Origin of the sequence: Brachybacterium sp., from assembly GCF_036379615.1 — a bacterium.
Classification (GTDB): Bacteria; Actinomycetota; Actinomycetes; order Actinomycetales; family Dermabacteraceae; genus Brachybacterium.
The window spans coordinates 59342-74222 of the sequence record NZ_DASVGJ010000071.1; the positions used below are offsets into that span (position 1 = coordinate 59342).

13 protein-coding genes are annotated in these 14881 nt (G+C 70.9%); 9 read left to right on the plus strand and 4 right to left on the minus strand.

What is annotated here, in order from left to right:
* Positions 1-6 precede the first annotated feature (6 nt).
* From VF289_RS17105 to VF289_RS17125, 5 genes are all read left to right on the plus strand, one after another.
* The gene (locus VF289_RS17105) at positions 7-2352 is read left to right on the plus strand and encodes a family 43 glycosylhydrolase (RefSeq protein ID WP_330885236.1); all 2346 of its coding nucleotides are present in this window, start codon (positions 7-9) and stop codon (positions 2350-2352) included.
* 160 nt (positions 2353-2512) lie between these two features.
* Positions 2513-4015 carry an ABC transporter substrate-binding protein gene (locus VF289_RS17110; RefSeq protein ID WP_330885238.1) on the plus strand — a complete coding sequence of 501 codons (1503 nt, stop codon included), beginning with the start codon at positions 2513-2515 and terminating at the stop codon, positions 4013-4015.
* Between the two features lie 3 nt (positions 4016-4018).
* Positions 4019-4990, plus strand: a complete 972-nt coding sequence (locus VF289_RS17115) for a sugar ABC transporter permease (protein WP_330885240.1) — start codon at positions 4019-4021, stop codon at positions 4988-4990.
* Positions 4987-5883, plus strand: coding sequence for a carbohydrate ABC transporter permease (locus tag VF289_RS17120; RefSeq protein WP_330885242.1), 897 nt, complete (start codon positions 4987-4989; stop codon positions 5881-5883). The genes VF289_RS17115 and VF289_RS17120 overlap by 4 nt, the downstream gene beginning before the upstream one ends.
* Before the next feature lie 34 nt (positions 5884-5917).
* Positions 5918-7345 (plus strand): sulfatase-like hydrolase/transferase, encoded by a 1428-nt coding sequence (locus tag VF289_RS17125; protein WP_330885244.1) that lies wholly within the window; start codon positions 5918-5920, stop codon positions 7343-7345.
* Positions 7346-7376: 31 nt separating this feature from the next.
* On the opposite strand, the gene VF289_RS17130 is transcribed toward VF289_RS17125, so the two are convergent.
* The 4 genes from VF289_RS17130 to VF289_RS17145 form a co-directional block, all read right to left on the minus strand.
* Positions 7377-8549 carry a N(5)-(carboxyethyl)ornithine synthase gene (locus tag VF289_RS17130; protein WP_330885246.1) on the minus strand — a complete coding sequence of 391 codons (1173 nt, stop codon included), beginning with the start codon at positions 8547-8549 and terminating at the stop codon, positions 7377-7379.
* A 328-nt stretch (positions 8550-8877) separates the two neighbouring features.
* Positions 8878-9027 (minus strand): hypothetical protein, encoded by a 150-nt coding sequence (locus tag VF289_RS17135; protein ID WP_330885248.1) that lies wholly within the window; start codon positions 9025-9027, stop codon positions 8878-8880.
* A 115-nt stretch (positions 9028-9142) separates the two neighbouring features.
* Positions 9143-9865 carry an ABC transporter permease gene (locus VF289_RS17140; RefSeq protein WP_330885250.1) on the minus strand — a complete coding sequence of 241 codons (723 nt, stop codon included), beginning with the start codon at positions 9863-9865 and terminating at the stop codon, positions 9143-9145.
* 35 nt (positions 9866-9900) lie between these two features.
* The gene (locus VF289_RS17145; RefSeq protein WP_330885252.1) at positions 9901-10785 is read right to left on the minus strand and encodes an ABC transporter ATP-binding protein; all 885 of its coding nucleotides are present in this window, start codon (positions 10783-10785) and stop codon (positions 9901-9903) included.
* Between the two features lie 146 nt (positions 10786-10931).
* On the opposite strand from VF289_RS17145, the gene VF289_RS17150 reads away from it, so the two are divergent.
* The 4 genes from VF289_RS17150 (at position 10932) to VF289_RS17165 (ending at position 14843) form a co-directional block, all read left to right on the plus strand.
* The gene (locus tag VF289_RS17150; RefSeq protein WP_330885254.1) at positions 10932-12209 is read left to right on the plus strand and encodes a sensor histidine kinase; all 1278 of its coding nucleotides are present in this window, start codon (positions 10932-10934) and stop codon (positions 12207-12209) included.
* Complete coding sequence (locus VF289_RS17155) at positions 12206-12808, plus strand: response regulator transcription factor (protein WP_330885256.1); 603 nt, start codon at positions 12206-12208, stop codon at positions 12806-12808. Before VF289_RS17150 ends, VF289_RS17155 begins: the two co-directional genes overlap by 4 nt.
* 225 nt (positions 12809-13033) lie before the next feature.
* Positions 13034-13303 carry a hypothetical protein gene (locus VF289_RS17160; protein WP_330885258.1) on the plus strand — a complete coding sequence of 90 codons (270 nt, stop codon included), beginning with the start codon at positions 13034-13036 and terminating at the stop codon, positions 13301-13303.
* 151 nt (positions 13304-13454) lie between these two features.
* Positions 13455-14843 carry a deoxyribodipyrimidine photo-lyase gene (locus tag VF289_RS17165; protein WP_330885260.1) on the plus strand — a complete coding sequence of 463 codons (1389 nt, stop codon included), beginning with the start codon at positions 13455-13457 and terminating at the stop codon, positions 14841-14843.
* The last annotated feature ends 38 nt before the right edge of the window (positions 14844-14881 follow it).

Below are 14881 nucleotides of genomic sequence, written 5' to 3' on the forward strand. Positions count from 1 at the left end.
CGCACGATGACCGCAGCCCCGACACCCCTTCGACCGCCGACCAGGCGCCAGCTGTTCTCCGCCGCGGCGGTGACCGCGATGGCGGTCGCCGCGACCGAGCAGACCGCCCGCGCCGACGAGGAGCATCCCGTGCCCGACGCCCCCACATACACGAACCCGGTCTCGACCGGGATGAGCGAGAACTTCGCAGACCCCACTCTCCTCCGCGGGCGCGACGGCTGGTGGTACGCCTACGCCACCAACGGTCCCCGGTGCGCAGAGGACGAGCGTCAGATCATGATGATCGCCCGCTCCAGGGACCTCATCACCTGGGAGTGGGTGGGACCGGTCTTCACCACCGAGACCATGCCGACCTACGACGGCAAGCCGGCCGGGGCGAACCGGCAGTTCTGGGCACCCGAGATCACCGTCGTCGACGGACGGTACGTCCTGTACTACTCCTACGTCGTCGACGATCCCCAGGACCCGTGGCGGGTGATCGCCGCGGCGACGGCGGACCACCCCGCCGGTCCGTGGACGGACACGGGCGAGGTGGTCGTCGGCAACGAGACCTGGGAGGTGCGACCCGGCGTCATCGAGGTGCGCAACAACATCGATCCCGACCTGCTCACCGCCCCCGATGGCACGCGCTACCTGTACTACGGCTCGGTCCAGGGCGGGGTGCGAGTGGTCCGGCTCTCGGCCGACGGACTCCGCGCCGAGGGCGAGCCTGTCCAGCTCACCGACGCCCACCGCTACGAAGCGCCCTACGTCATCCACCGGGACGGGTACTACTACCTGATGCTGTCCGTGATCGGCGGCTGCTGCGCCGGCGCCGCCTCGGGCTACCCGGTGATGGTGGGACGCGCCGAGGAGCCGACAGGACCGTTCATGGACAGGGACGGGCATCCGCTGAACGGGCCGACGGCCGGCGGCACCCCCGTCCTCGCCCCGAACGGGAACCGCTGGGTGAGCACGGGCCACAACGCCGTCGCGACCGACCTGTCCGGGCAGGACTGGATCGTCAGCCACGCCACCGACCGCACCGACCCCTACGTGCGCGGCGGGGAGAACGCCCGGCACCTGGCGCTGACCCGACTGGACTGGATCGACGGCTGGCCCGTCGGCAACGCCGGGCACGGGATCCCCGACGGCCCCGAGCCGGGCCCGCGCACTGACGCCCTCCTCGCCGACGCCTTCGAAGGAGACCTCTCCGCCTGGACGGTGGCGGAGGGATGGGAGCGGCGCACGGAGCCGGCGGGCGGGTACGTCCACACCCGCGGCGAGGGGCGCCTGCTCGCCCGGGCAGAGCTCGCCGGCGACGTCCGCCTGCGCGGAACGGTGCGCCTCGAGCCCGGGACGGGCGGGCGCGCGGGCCTCGTCCTCGGAGCGGCCGGTCGCCACGGCGTCACCGCCTGGATCGATCGCACGCAGGGACGTCTCGTGCTCGAGGGCGGCAAGGGCCGCCACCAGGTGCGGGCCGACGCCCCGCTGCCGGAGGTCTTCGGCTACGAGACCTGGCACGAGATCGAGATCGTGGCGGAGCGCGGGCGGATCCGCGTCGCCGTCACCGAGTCCGGGCAGTACGACCCGGTGGCCGTGATCTCCGCTCTGCTCCACCACGCCGCCGTGCACGGCCGGCCGGCCCTGGCCGCGGAAGGGGCCGGAGCAGACTTCGACGACGTCACCGCCGCGACCCTCCACGTGGTCGACGCGGAAAGGGCACCGGATCCCGAGATCGGCACCCTCGACCCGGCGCTGTCCACGGACTTCGCACAGGGCATCGGCGCCGAATGGCAGTGGACGGGGGAGCCCGCCGCGACCGCCGACGGCGCGGGGCTGCGCTTCGACATCCCCGCCTCGACCCTCATCACGCGCCGCCCGCCGCCCGATGACGACGTCCCCTCGGTGCTCCTGCGCGACCTGCCGGAGGGGGAGTGGACGATCGAGACCACGGTGACCATCCCCTTCGGAGACTCGATCCCCTACGGCTGGCCGCAGGCCGGGCTGATCGCCTACGTGGACGACGTGGACTGGGCGGCGCTCGCCTACACGACGCGGGAGTCCCGACGCTTCACGGCCTTCGCGAGGCAGACCCGCACCCCCGACGGGACGGGCGTCGCGTACGGGCACGCGGCCCTCGGCCCCAGCCGCGACACCATGCACCTGCGGCTGCGCCACACCGTCGCGGGCACCGGCGAGCACCTCTACCGCGCCGCGCTCAGCCTCGACGGGACGCACTGGCAATGGCACGGCACCCGGACGCTCCCCGCCGGCGCCCAGCCCCGGATCGGCCTCGTCGCCATGGACCACGCCCCGGCGAACGAGCATCCGCTGACCGCGACGATCGACGGTGTCCGCGTGTACCGCTGACCCGTCGGCGGCGTGCCCGCGGCGCATTGCTCCGCCCCACCCGCCGCCGCGCCCCATGGCGCCACCCCGCAGCTCCACCCGTCAGATCCACTCCCGCAGCCCCACCCGCACGGCCCTCGCAGCACCCGACGGATTCCACTCGATGAAGAGGACAGGAACGATGACCACGACCCAGAATTCTCAGCACCCCCGGCCCGGCACGGGCGGGAGATTCTCCCGCCGCGCCCTGCTCGGAGCCACGGCACCGCTCTCGATGGCCGCGCTCCTCGCCGCCTGCACCGGCGGCGGTCAGAGCGCCCAGGAGACTGCTCGCGCCAAGGACGGCACCCTGCGATGGTGGGACCAGTTCCGCCCGCTCACGGAGACCTTCGAGAACGAGCTGTTCGCGCCCTACATGGCCGAGCACGAGGGACTCACGATCGAGCGCCGCCAGCTGGATGCCGCGGAGCTCGGCGAAGCGCTCCAGGTCGCACGCCGCAGCGACCAGATGCCGGATGTGCACTCCACCGCCGGACTCGGGGCGACCCCCGCCGCCCTGATCGGCCAGGACTGGTTCCAACCGATCGGGGAGGCGGTGGACTTCGACTCCGCCCCGATCGGGGCGGAGCTCTACGAGGGGGTGCACCGCTTCGACGGGAAGCTCTACACCGTCCCGCTGTTCTCGGGCCGGATCCATGACGCGACCCCGTGGGTGAACACCGAGCTCGCCGAGCAGGCGGACGTGGACCCGGACGCCTCCCCTGCGACCTGGGACGACTTCCGCGCCGCAGCGAAGCAGATCACCGACGCCACCGACGCCAGCGGCTTCGTGCTGCCGCAGAAGGACACGCAGTTCCTCAACGGCTTCGTGTCGTGGATCGCGCAGACCGCCGGGGCTCCCGGCGGGATCGACTGGACCACCGGCGAGTACCAGTACGCGACCGAGCCGTTCCTCGACGCGATCGAGTTCCTGAAGTCCTTCCAGGACGACGGCATCATGCACCCCTCCTCACCGTCCATGGGGCCGCGGGATGCCCGGGCGCGGTGGGCCGCCGGCGAGATCGGCATCTACATGTGGGGCTCGTGGATCATCGGCGGGCTCACGGTGGACGAGCCCGAGTCGATCGAGCGCGGCATCCAGGCCTGGAGCGTCCCGCGCCAGGACTCGACCCGGCACAAGCTCACCCGGGGCCCCGGCACCGGTCAGTTCTGGGTCAACGCCGACTCGCCCTACGCACAGGAGGCCGCCGAGCTGCTCGCCGTCATGTGCGGCGAGGAGTTCCAGGCGACCCTGGCCGGTGCGATGGACCAGCCTCCCGTGCTCACCGAGGCCGTCCAGGGCGCGGACGTGCACCCGGCCTACGCCCGGATGGTCGAGCACTTCACCGAGGACGTGCGGATCAGCCCCGTCCCGGAGGCGGGGAACCCTGCGACCTGGAAGGTCGTCGCCGAGATGACGGACATCCACCCCAACGTCGGCGAGATCGCCCAGTCCTACCTCTCGGGGGCGTCCGATGATCTGCAGGGCGAGCTGACCGCGTACTACGACGCGATGAGCACCGAGCGGGAGCGTGCCATCGAGGCCGTCGCCGCACAGGGCGAGGACGTGAGCCTCGAGGACTGGGTGTTCTCCAACTGGGACCGCGAGACCGACTACACCGCCGATCACTACGCGAGCAGGTGAGCCATGACCTTCGTGTCCGCTGACCTGACCCGGAGCGCCCGCACCGCCTCGCCCCGGACCAGGAAGCCGCTGCTGCGTCGGATCCGGGAGCAGTGGTGGATCTACCTCTTCCTGCTGCCCACGCTGGTGGGATACGGCCTGTACACCGTCTACCCGCTCCTCGCGAGCTGGGTGTACGCGTTCATGGACTGGCCGGGGTTCGCGATGAGCGGGACGTTCAACGGCCTGGACAACTTCGTCCAGCTCTGGAACGACCCGCTGTTCTGGAACGCGTTCGGGAAATCCCTGCTCTTCCTCGTGGTCGCGATGCCCACCCGGGTGATCCTGGCGCTGCTGCTCGCCCTCTGGCTGAACAGCCGGGCGACGCCCTTCAAGGGCGTGTTCCGGACGCTGTTCTTCCTGCCGGTGGTGACCACCGGCGCGATCATCGGCATCGTCTTCACCCTGCTGCTGGACGCGCAGGGCCCCATCAGCCTGGCCCTGGTGTGGGCAGGGATCACCGAATCGCCCGTCAACTTCGTCGCCCACCCCGACACCTCTCTGTGGTCCGGCGTGGCGGTGTGGGTGTGGAAATGGCTGGGGATCACGATGATCTACTGGCTCGCCGCGCTGCAGACCGTCCCCACGGACGTGCATGAGGCCGCCCAGCTCGACGGGGCGAGCGCCTGGCAGGAGTTCTGGCGGGTCACCCTGCCGCTGCTGATCCCGTTCCTCATCATCATCACGCTGATCGACACGGTCAGCGCCCTGAACGTCTTCGACCTCATGCAGACGATGACCGGCGGCGGGCCCGCCTTCTCCTCCGAGGTCATCGAGATCTTCATCTACCGCACCGCGTTCGCCGCGACCACGCCGCAGCTGGGCTACGCCTCCGCCGCCGCGGTCCTGTTCGGGCTGCTCACCGTGATCCTCGCGATCGTGCAGGCGCTCGGCATCCGCTCGGCCCGCGGCATGATGCCGGGAGGGCAGTCATGACGCTCACCGACACCCGCCGCCCCGCCGCGCCGCCGACGCAGACGAGCGCGCCGCCGCGCCGACGGCGACCGTGGAGAGCACGCCGCATCCTCACCCTCGTGCTGCTGGTGCTGATGACGCTGGCCTGGATCTACCCGTTCATCTGGCTCGTCTCCGCCTCGCTGAAGCAGTCCTCGGAGATCTTCTCCAGCGGGCTGAACCTGATCCCGGAGACGTTCCGCTGGGAGAACTACGCCCGCGCCTGGACCGAGGCGGGCTTCGCCCGGTACTTCCTCAACACCGTCATCATCACCGCGGGCGCCATCGTCATCGTGGTGGTGCGCAGCGCGCTCGCCGGCTATGTGCTGGGGCGCTACAGCTTCCCGGGCAAGAAGGTCCTCATCGGCATCTTCCTGGTGACGTTCTTCCTGCCCGAGGGGTACACGATCATCCCCGTCACCCAGCTCACCGACCAGCTGGGACTGTTGAACACCCACGCCGGCGTGATCCTGGGCCTCAGCGCCGGTGGCCACATCGCCTCGACCCTGCTGTACGCCGGGTTCTTCCGCGGTCTGCCCAAGGAGCTCGAGGAGAGCGCGAAGCTCGACGGGGCGGGTGCCTTCCGCACCTTCTTCCAGGTGATGATGCCGCTGTCGTGGCCGATCACCGCCACGGTCACGATCCTGACGTTCCTCGCCGCCTGGAACGCCTACCTGCTGCCCCTGGTGTTCACGCTCAGCACCCCGGAGCTGCAGACTCTCGCGATCGGCATGACCTCGTTCGTGAGCGACTACGGGCAGGACTGGTCCGGGATGGCGGCCGGCGCCGTGATCTCACTGGTGCCCGTGGTGATCGTGTTCGTGATCCTGCAGAAGAAGTTCGTCGACTCGATCGCCGGCGCCGTGAAGCAGTGACGCAGCGCTGGTGATCCCCCTGGAAAGGACTGCCATGGACACCCCGAACATCCTCCTCATCTCGACCGATCAGCAGCGCCACGACATGGTGGGCGCGGCCGGGAACCCGGCGGTGAGCACCCCGCACCTGGACCGGCTCGCCGCGCAGGGCGCCCTGTTCGAGAACTGCTATGTCCAGAACCCCGTCTGCTCCCCGTCCCGGGCGAGCCTGATGACCGGCACCTACGCCTCCACGCATGGCCTCTACGAGAACGGCGTGGACATCGCCCCGGTCACGCGCGTGTTCTCGAAGGACCTGGCCGAGGCCGGATATGACTGCGGGCTGGTGGGGAAGTTTCACCTCCACTCCTGCTTCCACGGCCGTACCGAGCCGCGCCTGGACGACGGCTTCCGCGTGTTCCGCTGGGCGCACGACCCGTACCCGGGCTCGAGCGAGAACGCCTACCACCGCTGGCTGCGCGCCACCCGGCCCGAGCTGTACGAGCGGGCGCTGGGGGAGCGGGGACTGTTCGACTCCATGCCCACCGAGGCGCACTACAGCCACTGGATCGCGGAGGAGACGATCTCCTATCTGCGCACGGACCGCCGGCCGGAGCAGCCGTTCTTCTTCGTCGCGAACTTCTTCGACCCCCATCACGGCTTCGGGGCGCCGGAGGAGTACCTGCGCCGCTACGACGACGTGGACCTGCCGCCTGTCAACACTCGTCCGGGTGAGCTGCAGGACAAGCCCGAGATCCAGCGCCTCACCTCCGAGCATCGCGGCGGCGGCATGCCCAGCTATGTCGAGCACACCGAGCAGCAGCTGGACGAGGTGCGCCGCGCCTACTACGCGATGGTGTCCCTGGTGGACGACGAGGTGGGCCGCATCCTCGCCGTCTTGGAGGAGGAGGGGCTCGCCGAGAGCACGATCGTCGTGTTCACGAGCGACCACGGCGAGCTGCTCGGTGATCACCAGCTGCTGCGCAAGGGCCCCTTCCTCTACGACTGCTCGGTGAAGGTGCCGCTGATCATCCGCTGGCCCGGCGTGGTTCCCGCGGGGCTGCGCCGCGAGGAGCTCGTGCAGTGGGTGGACCTCGCCCCGACCTTCCTCGAGGCCGCGGGGATCGAGCGTCCCCGCTCCTACCAGGGGGAGAGCCTGCTGCCGCTGCTGCGCGGCGAGGACGTGGAATGGCGGGACTGGGCGCTGAGCCAGTACCGCTCCAGCGGCGATCCCGCGAACCCCTCCGCGCACCTGACGATGCTGCGCCACGACCGCTTCAAGCTCATCACGCACCACGGCGCCCCGAGCACCCCGAGGCAGCGGGACGGTGAGCTCTACGACCTCGAGACCGACCCGGGGGAGCTGGAGAACCTGTGGGACAGCGCCGCGCACCGTGAGGTGCGGCTCGCGCTCGCCGAGCGGATGCTCGACGTGCTGGCGGGGGTCGAGGACCGGCGCGGAGTGCAGCTGGCGCCGTGGTGAGGGAAGCCGTCCGACGGGGCCGACCCACCCGTCACCGGTGGGGGTAGGTGCTCTCCCGCGCCTGGAACTCGAGGATCGCGGGTTTGCGGATCACGCCGTCCTGGATCTCGATCGCGTGCTCGATGACGGGATCGGCGGCCCAGGCCGTCGGCCCCGCCATCACGGTCTCCAGGAAGGGGAGCAGCGCTGAGCTGTTCTCCCAGCTCGCGGAGTTCCACAGGTACGAAGGGCTGTGGTCCACCGCGTAGTAGTGGACGTCGTTGTCCAGAGCGATCATCGGCGCCTCGAAGGAGGTGGGGCGCGCCCAGGAGAACCCCATCCCTTCATCGCAGGAGACGTCGACGATCAGGCTCCCGGGGCGGAACGTCGGCAGATCGCTCTCGCGGAGGTACAGCAGCGGGGCGTTGGGATCCTGCAGGGTGCAGTTGACCACCACGTCGCTCTCGGCGAGGAAGGGCGCCAGGGGCACGGGCCCGTCCTCGGTGATGACCTCGCTCAGATAGGGGCCCTCCTCGTGACCGAACTGGACGATCTCCACCGAGTGGATCGGGGAGGCGACCGCGGCGACCGCCCGATTGGTCAGCACCCGGACGCGGGAGATGCCATGCGCGCTGAGCGCCGTGATCGCGCCCCGGGCGGTGGCCCCGAAGCCGATCACGGTGGCGGTGAGACGCCGACCGTAGTTCCCCGTCGTGCCCCGCAGCTGCAGGGCGTGGAGCACCGAGCAGTAGCCGGCGAGCTCGTTGTTCGCGTGGAACACGTGCAGCGCGAAGGAGCCGTCCGGGCCCCAATGGTTCATCGCCTCGAACGCGATGAGCGTCAGGCGCTTGTCGATCGCCAGCTGGGTGAGCTCGCGGTCCTGCACGCAGTGCGGCCAGCCCCAGAGGGTCTGCCCCTCGCGCATCGCGCGGACGTCCTCGTGCTGAGGTTTCGGCAGCACGAGCACGTCGGTCACCTCGAACACCTCATCGCGGGTGCCCACGCCACCCACCAGCGCGGCGATCTCCGTGTCGGAGGCGCCGAAGGGGAGCCCGTAGCCCTTCTCGACGAGCAGGCGGCGGCGCAGATGCTCGGGGATGCGCTCGAGATGGGCGGGATGCACCGGCACCCGGCGCTCATCCGGCTTGCGGGAGGCCCCGATCAGTCCGAGCGTGAGAGGGGTGCCGGTCGCTGATCCTTCAAGATCGTTCTGGGAGGGCTGCACGTCTGTCCGTTTCCGGGCACCTGATGGCTCCCTGGCCTCTGACCATAGAGCATGGCTCCACGGCCACCCGTGGCCCGGCCCGACCAGACGGAGCGCGGTACCGCTCGGGCCGGCGTGGGCTTCCACCCCCGGAGCGGTGCGCGCGCTGCAGAGCCGCGGTCTCCAACGGGAGATCGGCTTGTCGTGGTCCTGTTCCGCTCGCGCGCCCGCGCCGCGGTCGTGGATCGACGCTCCCTGCAGCACGCCCGTCGAGTGCCTCCGGCGGTGATCTCCCGCCCCGTGGTGGTCTGGGAGTCGAGGTCATCGGGGTGGGTGCGGGCCACATCGTTCAGCCGGTCGATCTCGGCGATCTGGTCCAGGTGCGGCGCAGGGGCGCCGCGGCCGCCCTGTCGAACGTCGGCACGATCATGCGGAGGTCACTGACCTGTGTGAGCACATGAAGATCGGCCCGGCGCACCTCGGCCAGAGGGTTGTTCATCCGCTCCCAGAGCTCGCACCACGCGCGGCATCCTCGAGCTGGGCGGCGTCGGACCCCCGCGGCATCTGCTGCGGGGACCCGGCGCCCTGGGGTGGAGCCGGCGGAGAGGCGAGGCTCAGTGGCGCGGCTCCCAGCGGAAGAACCGCTGGGCGAGGACCACGCCGATCACGATCCAGGCGAAGGTCGGCGGGAGCAGGAGCAGGTTGTCGACCAGGTCCGTGCCGCCGTTCCAGGCGTTGATGGTCAGCTCGGTGGCTGCGCCGCCGGGGAGCGCCCGCTTGAGCATGGCGAGCTCCTCGGTGCCGGTGAAGCCGATCCAGAACGCCGCCGCGGAGGTGGCGAGCACCACCGGGAGCGTCGTGACCTGGGCGTGCTCGAGGGAGGTGGTGAACCCGGCCGTGGCCAGGGCCAGTCCCACCATCATCGCCACCAGCGCGAGCCCGGAGACGATGAGCAGCGGGATCTGGGCCGGGGCCTCGGAGACCAGGGCGAGCACGGTGAGCACCGCCGAGACCTGCACGATCGCGATGAGCGCCGGAGGGCCGACGATCCCGGCGAGGGCGGCGGCGTCGCTCACCGCGGTCGAGCGCAGCCGCTTGAGGAAGAGGGTCTGACGGCGCGCGGCCAGGGTGGAGACCGCGGTGGAGTACAGCCCCATGCTGATGAGGATGATCATGAAGACGCCGGCGAGGAAGCCGATGCCGGTGGGGAACTGGCTGAAGGTGTCGCGCTGGGCGATGAACAGCAGGCTCAGGCCCACGGGGATGATGGTCGCGCTGAAGAGCACGAGACGGTTGCGGAGGATCTGCTTCAGTTCGCTGCGAGCGATGTCGAGCATTGTCGTGTCCTGTCGGTCTGGTGGGTGAGCGGTGATCAGTCGCGCGAGACGGAGCGGAAGACGTCGTCGAGCCGGGTGGGTCCGGCGGCGAGGTCGTGGAGCACGGTGCCCTGGGTCTCGGCCCAGTTCAGCAGCGTGCGGAGGTCCTGCTGGAGCGCCTGGGTGTGGACCAGGCGCGTGCCGGCGGCGGTCTCCGTGCTCTCGAGCGGCAGGTGGGGCACGGCGGCGGCGAGGCCGAAGGTGATCGTGCCGGGGAGGGTGGCGGTCAGCTCGCCGACGGTTCCCTGCATGCGCAGGGTGCCCTCGTGCATCAGGCCGATCCGGTCGGCCCGCTGCTGCGCCTCCTCGAGGTAGTGGGTGGTCAGCACGATGGTCGCCCCGTCCTCGCGGAGCCGGTCCACGGTGGCCCACAGGTCGTCGCGGGACTGGATGTCGAGCCCGGTGGTGGGCTCGTCGAGGAAGATCAGCTCGGGCGAGCCGTAGACCGCGGTCGCGAAGTCCAGGCGTCGCTTCTCGCCGCCGGAGAGCGCGGCGACACGGGTGTCGGTCTTCGCGGTGAGTCCGACGAGGTCGAGCACCCGCTCGGGCTGGTCCTCCCGGCCGGTGAGCCCGCCGATGAGGGCGAGCGTCTCGAGCACGCCGAGGTCGGCGGCGAAGCCGCTCTCCTGCAGCATGATCCCGGTGCGGGGGCGCACGGCCGTGCGGTTCTGCGGGTCCTCGCCGAGGATCCGCACGGTGCCGGAGGTGGGGGCGCGGTGCCCCTCGATGACCTCCAGGGTCGAGGTCTTGCCCGCACCGTTGGTGCCGAGCAGGGCGTACAGCTCCCCGCGTCGGACCTCGAGGCTGAGGTCCTTGACCGCGCGGAAGTCCCCGTAGTCGATGGTGAGTCGGTCGACGTCGATGACAGTGGATGAGTTCATGCCGCAATTCCAGTCCCTGGCGGGTGTTCGCGGCAGTCGTGGAGTGTCAGCAGCAGGGATGACTTTTCGTCACTACCGGCGCGGGCGTGAGTCCGGGATGATGGATCGACATGACCCTCGTCGCACCGGATCAGGGAGGCCAGCGCATGTCGTCGACCGCCCCCTCGGGCTCGGGCTCGACCACCTCCTCGAGCTCCGCGTCCACCCCGGCCTCCGCCTCCGCCTCCGCCCCCGCGTCCGTCTCCATCGCAGCGCGGCGCCGGCTGCACCGCACCACGGTGCTCACCACGGTCGTCGCGATCGCCCCGGTGACGATCGCGATCCTCGCCCTGACCTCGGGCAGCTGGCGGGAGACCCTCGCCTTCGGAGCGGGGGTGCTGGTCACCTTCCTGGTGCTGCTGGAGTTCGACCCGTCCCGGCATCCCGTCTCCACGGCGCTCGCGGTGGCGTTCTCGTACCTGATCTGGGTGGTCTGCGCGGTGCTGGCCTTCAATCCGATGGCTTTCTTCGGTGCCGCGATCCTCAGCGGCGTGCTGCTCCCGCTGACGCGCGGCCGCCACCTGCGGTGGATCCTCGCGGTCGGGGCGGTGATCGCCGCGATCGGCGCCCTCTACTTCCTCAGTGAGCCTGTGAGCTGGGAGAACGTGGTGCGCTACATGGTCGTGCCCGGCGGGCTGAGCGTCTTCGTCGCCTCGGTGATCCTGCTGATCCAGGGATACCGGGGCATCATCGACGACCTCGAGGTCGCCCAGGAGGCGGAGGCGGAGCTGGGGATCCTTCGCGAGCGGATGCGCTTCGCGAGCGACCTCCATGACATCCAGGGCCACACCCTGCACGTGGTGAACCTGAAGGTCGCGCTCGCCGAGGAGCTCGTGCGGCGTGATCCCGAGCGGGCCGTCGCCGAGCTGCGGGAGGTCTACGCTCAGGTCGAGCAGACCATCCGGGGCACCCGCGACCTCGCCCACGCCCAGCGCCGCCTCAACGTGCGCGCCGAGCTGGAGAACGCCCGGAACCTCCTCGAGGCGGCCGGGGCCGCGGTGCGGATCTCGCGCCGGGGCGAGGCGGGGGAGGGGAGCGGGGAGCTGCTGGGCCAGGTGGTGCGTGAGACGACCACGAACATCCTGCGCCACGCCCAGGCCACCCGCGTCGCGATCACCCTGGAGGAGACCGGGGTCGAGATCGTCAACGACGGCGCGTCCGACGGGGAGCTCCCGGCGCTGCGGGGCCTCGGGACCCTGCGCGAGCGGCTCGCGGCCGAGGGCGGCATGCTCACGATCGAGCAGGCGGGCGGCGAGTTCCGCACCGCCGCCCGGCTCGGCGACCCAGCCCTGGGCACGCCCGAGGCGTCGGCTCCGCGCACGCCGGAGGCATCGGCCTCGCCGGGCGCCCCGCCCGCCTCGCCATCCGAAAGGGGACGGCGATGATCCGGATCGTTCTCGCCGACGACGAAGCCCTGCTGCGCTCGGCGCTGTCCGCACTGCTGCCGCTGAAGGCCGAGATCGAGGTGGTCGCCGAGGCGGCTGACGGGGCGGAGGCCGTCGCGGCCGTGCGCGAGCATCGGCCCGATGTGCTGGTCATCGACCTCGAGATGCCCGGCACCGACGGGCTCGAGGCCGTGGAGCAGATCCGAGGGGAGCGGCCCGAGCAGGCGATCCTCATGCTCACCCGGCACGCCCGGCCCGGCGTGCTGCGTCGGGCGCTGAAGCTGGGTGTGCGCGGCTTCGTGAGCAAGGCCGCGCATCCGAGCACGATCGCCGAGGTGATCGAGATCCTCCACGCGGGTCGGCGCTGGATCGATCCCGAGATCTCCGCGCTCGCGGTGCTCGACGACTCCCCGTTGACGGACCGGGAGCTCGACGTCCTGCGCGAGACCCTCGCCGGCTGCTCGGTGGCCGAGATCGCCCTCCGCCTCCACCTGGCCGAGGGGACGGTGCGCAACTACCTCTCCAGCGCGATGCACAAGACCCAGACCCGCAACCGACGGGAGGCGGCTCGCTACGCCCGCGCGCGGGAGTGGTTCTGAGCTCACGGGCCCTCATCGACCCCGCCCGCTCGAGCCCGCGCCTGCTCGGCAGAGCGCCCTGGTCGACGGTCCACGCCGTCGCGTCCATCTCGTCATCGCGCTGCGTGGCGAGCGCTACCGGATGGTCCATCCGCGAACGCGCACCTCGCAGGCGTGCCGCTGGAGCCTGGCAGTCGCCGATGAGAAGGTGTTGGTCTGCAGTACCCCACCTCAGGAGGTTCGGCCATGACCAGCACACCGATGTATCACCCCGACGATGATGAGACGAACCCCCACCCGGAGGATCAGGGCATCGCCCCGTCCAGCGCTGAGGCTTCCGACCGCACCGATGGCGACGAGACGCGCTCCTCCCGGGAGGCCGACTCCTCGACCACCGATCTCGGCGAGCTCAACGACGAGGGCGTCGGAGGGACGGTCGGCGCCGAGGACACCTTCGAGCCGGAGGAGTCCGAGGGGCCCGGCGGCTCCGGGGCCGGCGACTCCACGCAGGCATGAGATCCGCCCCCGCTGAGCGATCGCGGTCGCGTGCCCCAGCGTGCGCGGCGGCGGGAACGTCGCGCACCGCTGGGGGCGGGATGTGCTTCCGGCGTGCGAATCCCGTCGGCGCCCTGACCTTGTTGCCGTCGGCGGCCGACGGTCGTGCTCGATGACCAGCATCTGGTGGATCCGCGACGATCTCAGGCTCCACGACAACCCCGCGCTCCGCGCCGCCGCGTCCGAGGGTGAGGTCGTCGCGGTGCACATCGACGAGGAGATCAGCGGCGTGCGCCCGCTGGGAGGTGCAGCCCGCTGGTGGCTGCATCACTCGCTCAGCGCCCTGGCCGGAGACCTGCGCGCACACGGTGTCCCGTTGATACTGCTCAGCGGCGATCCCGAGCAGCGGATCCCGGCACTGGTCGAGGAACTGCAGGCGGGCGCGGTGCTCTGGAACCGCCGCTATCACGCACCGAAGCGGGCCGTGGATGCGCGCCTGAAGGAATCCTTGCGAGCGAAGGACGTGCGCGCCGAGAGCTTCGACGGCTACCTGCTGCACGAGCCGTGGACGATCGCCACCCAGGACGGCGGGCCCTATCGCGTCTACTCCCCGTTCGCCCGCGCCTGCCGCGACGCCCCGCCCCCGCGCGCACCCTACGGCCTGCCCGACCAGCTCACCGGCCCCGAGAAGCAGCTCCGCGCCGGCGGCCACGAGCTGCGCAGCTGGTTGCACGACGACGTTCTCGAGCAGGAGCTGTCGCGGCGCGGCTGGCTCCCGACGGCACCGGACTGGGCAGGCGGGCTGCGTGAGAGGTGGACGCCCGGCGAGACGGGAGCTCGGGAGCGGAGCGAACAGCTCGGGGAGCTGCTGACCGGGTACGCGCAGGACCGGGAGCGGCCCGGCATGGCAGGCACGACGAGCCTGTCACCGCATCTCCGCTTCGGCGAGATCTCACCCCACGAGATCTGGCACCTCAGCCTGGAGGAGGGGCGCGGCGCGGGGCACGAGAGCTTCCGGTCCGAGCTCCTGTGGCGCGAGTTCGCCTGGCACCGGCTCTTCCACCTGCCCGACCTCGCGACCCGGAACGTCCGGTCCCGGTTCGACACCTTCGCATGGCGCGAGGACGACGCCGCTCTGCGGGCGTGGCAGCAGGGGCGCACCGGGATCGACCTGGTCGACGCGGGAATGCGCGAGCTGTGGGAGACCGGGTGGATGCACAACCGGGTGCGGCTGGTCGTTGCCTCCTTCCTCACCAAGAATCTGCGCCTGCACTGGCGGCTCGGCGAGGAATGGTTCTGGGACACGCTGGTCGATGCCGACGACGCCTCGAACCCGTTCAACTGGCAATGGGTGGCGGGAACGGGCGACGACGCCGCCCCGTACTTCCGCGTCTTCAACCCCGAGCGCCAGCAGGCACGGTTCGATCCTGAGGGCGAGTACGTGCGCCGGTGGGTGCCCGAGACGGAGGACGAGTCTGCGGAACGCGAGGCACCGCTCGTCGATCTGAAGGCCTCCCGACGGGACGCGCTCGCGGCCTACGCCGCGCTCGGGGAGGCATGAGAACGCTCCGGTGCCCGCGCGCGAGGCAGTGCGGGATG

Coding starts and splice junctions, on each gene's coding strand:
- VF289_RS17115 (WP_330885240.1), top strand. CDS start 4,019: ATGACCTTCGTGTCCGCTGACCTGACCCGGAGCGCCCGCACCGCCTCG.
- VF289_RS17155 (WP_330885256.1), top strand. CDS start 12,206: ATGATCCGGATCGTTCTCGCCGACGACGAAGCCCTGCTGCGCTCGGCG.
- VF289_RS17160 (WP_330885258.1), top strand. CDS start 13,034: ATGACCAGCACACCGATGTATCACCCCGACGATGATGAGACGAACCCC.
- VF289_RS17135 (WP_330885248.1), bottom strand. CDS start 9,027: ATGAACAACCCTCTGGCCGAGGTGCGCCGGGCCGATCTTCATGTGCTC.
- VF289_RS17105 (WP_330885236.1), top strand. CDS start 7: ATGACCGCAGCCCCGACACCCCTTCGACCGCCGACCAGGCGCCAGCTG.
- VF289_RS17110 (WP_330885238.1), top strand. CDS start 2,513: ATGACCACGACCCAGAATTCTCAGCACCCCCGGCCCGGCACGGGCGGG.
- VF289_RS17165 (WP_330885260.1), top strand. CDS start 13,455: ATGACCAGCATCTGGTGGATCCGCGACGATCTCAGGCTCCACGACAAC.
- VF289_RS17150 (WP_330885254.1), top strand. CDS start 10,932: ATGTCGTCGACCGCCCCCTCGGGCTCGGGCTCGACCACCTCCTCGAGC.
- VF289_RS17140 (WP_330885250.1), bottom strand. CDS start 9,865: ATGCTCGACATCGCTCGCAGCGAACTGAAGCAGATCCTCCGCAACCGT.
- VF289_RS17145 (WP_330885252.1), bottom strand. CDS start 10,785: ATGAACTCATCCACTGTCATCGACGTCGACCGACTCACCATCGACTAC.
- VF289_RS17125 (WP_330885244.1), top strand. CDS start 5,918: ATGGACACCCCGAACATCCTCCTCATCTCGACCGATCAGCAGCGCCAC.
- VF289_RS17120 (WP_330885242.1), top strand. CDS start 4,987: ATGACGCTCACCGACACCCGCCGCCCCGCCGCGCCGCCGACGCAGACG.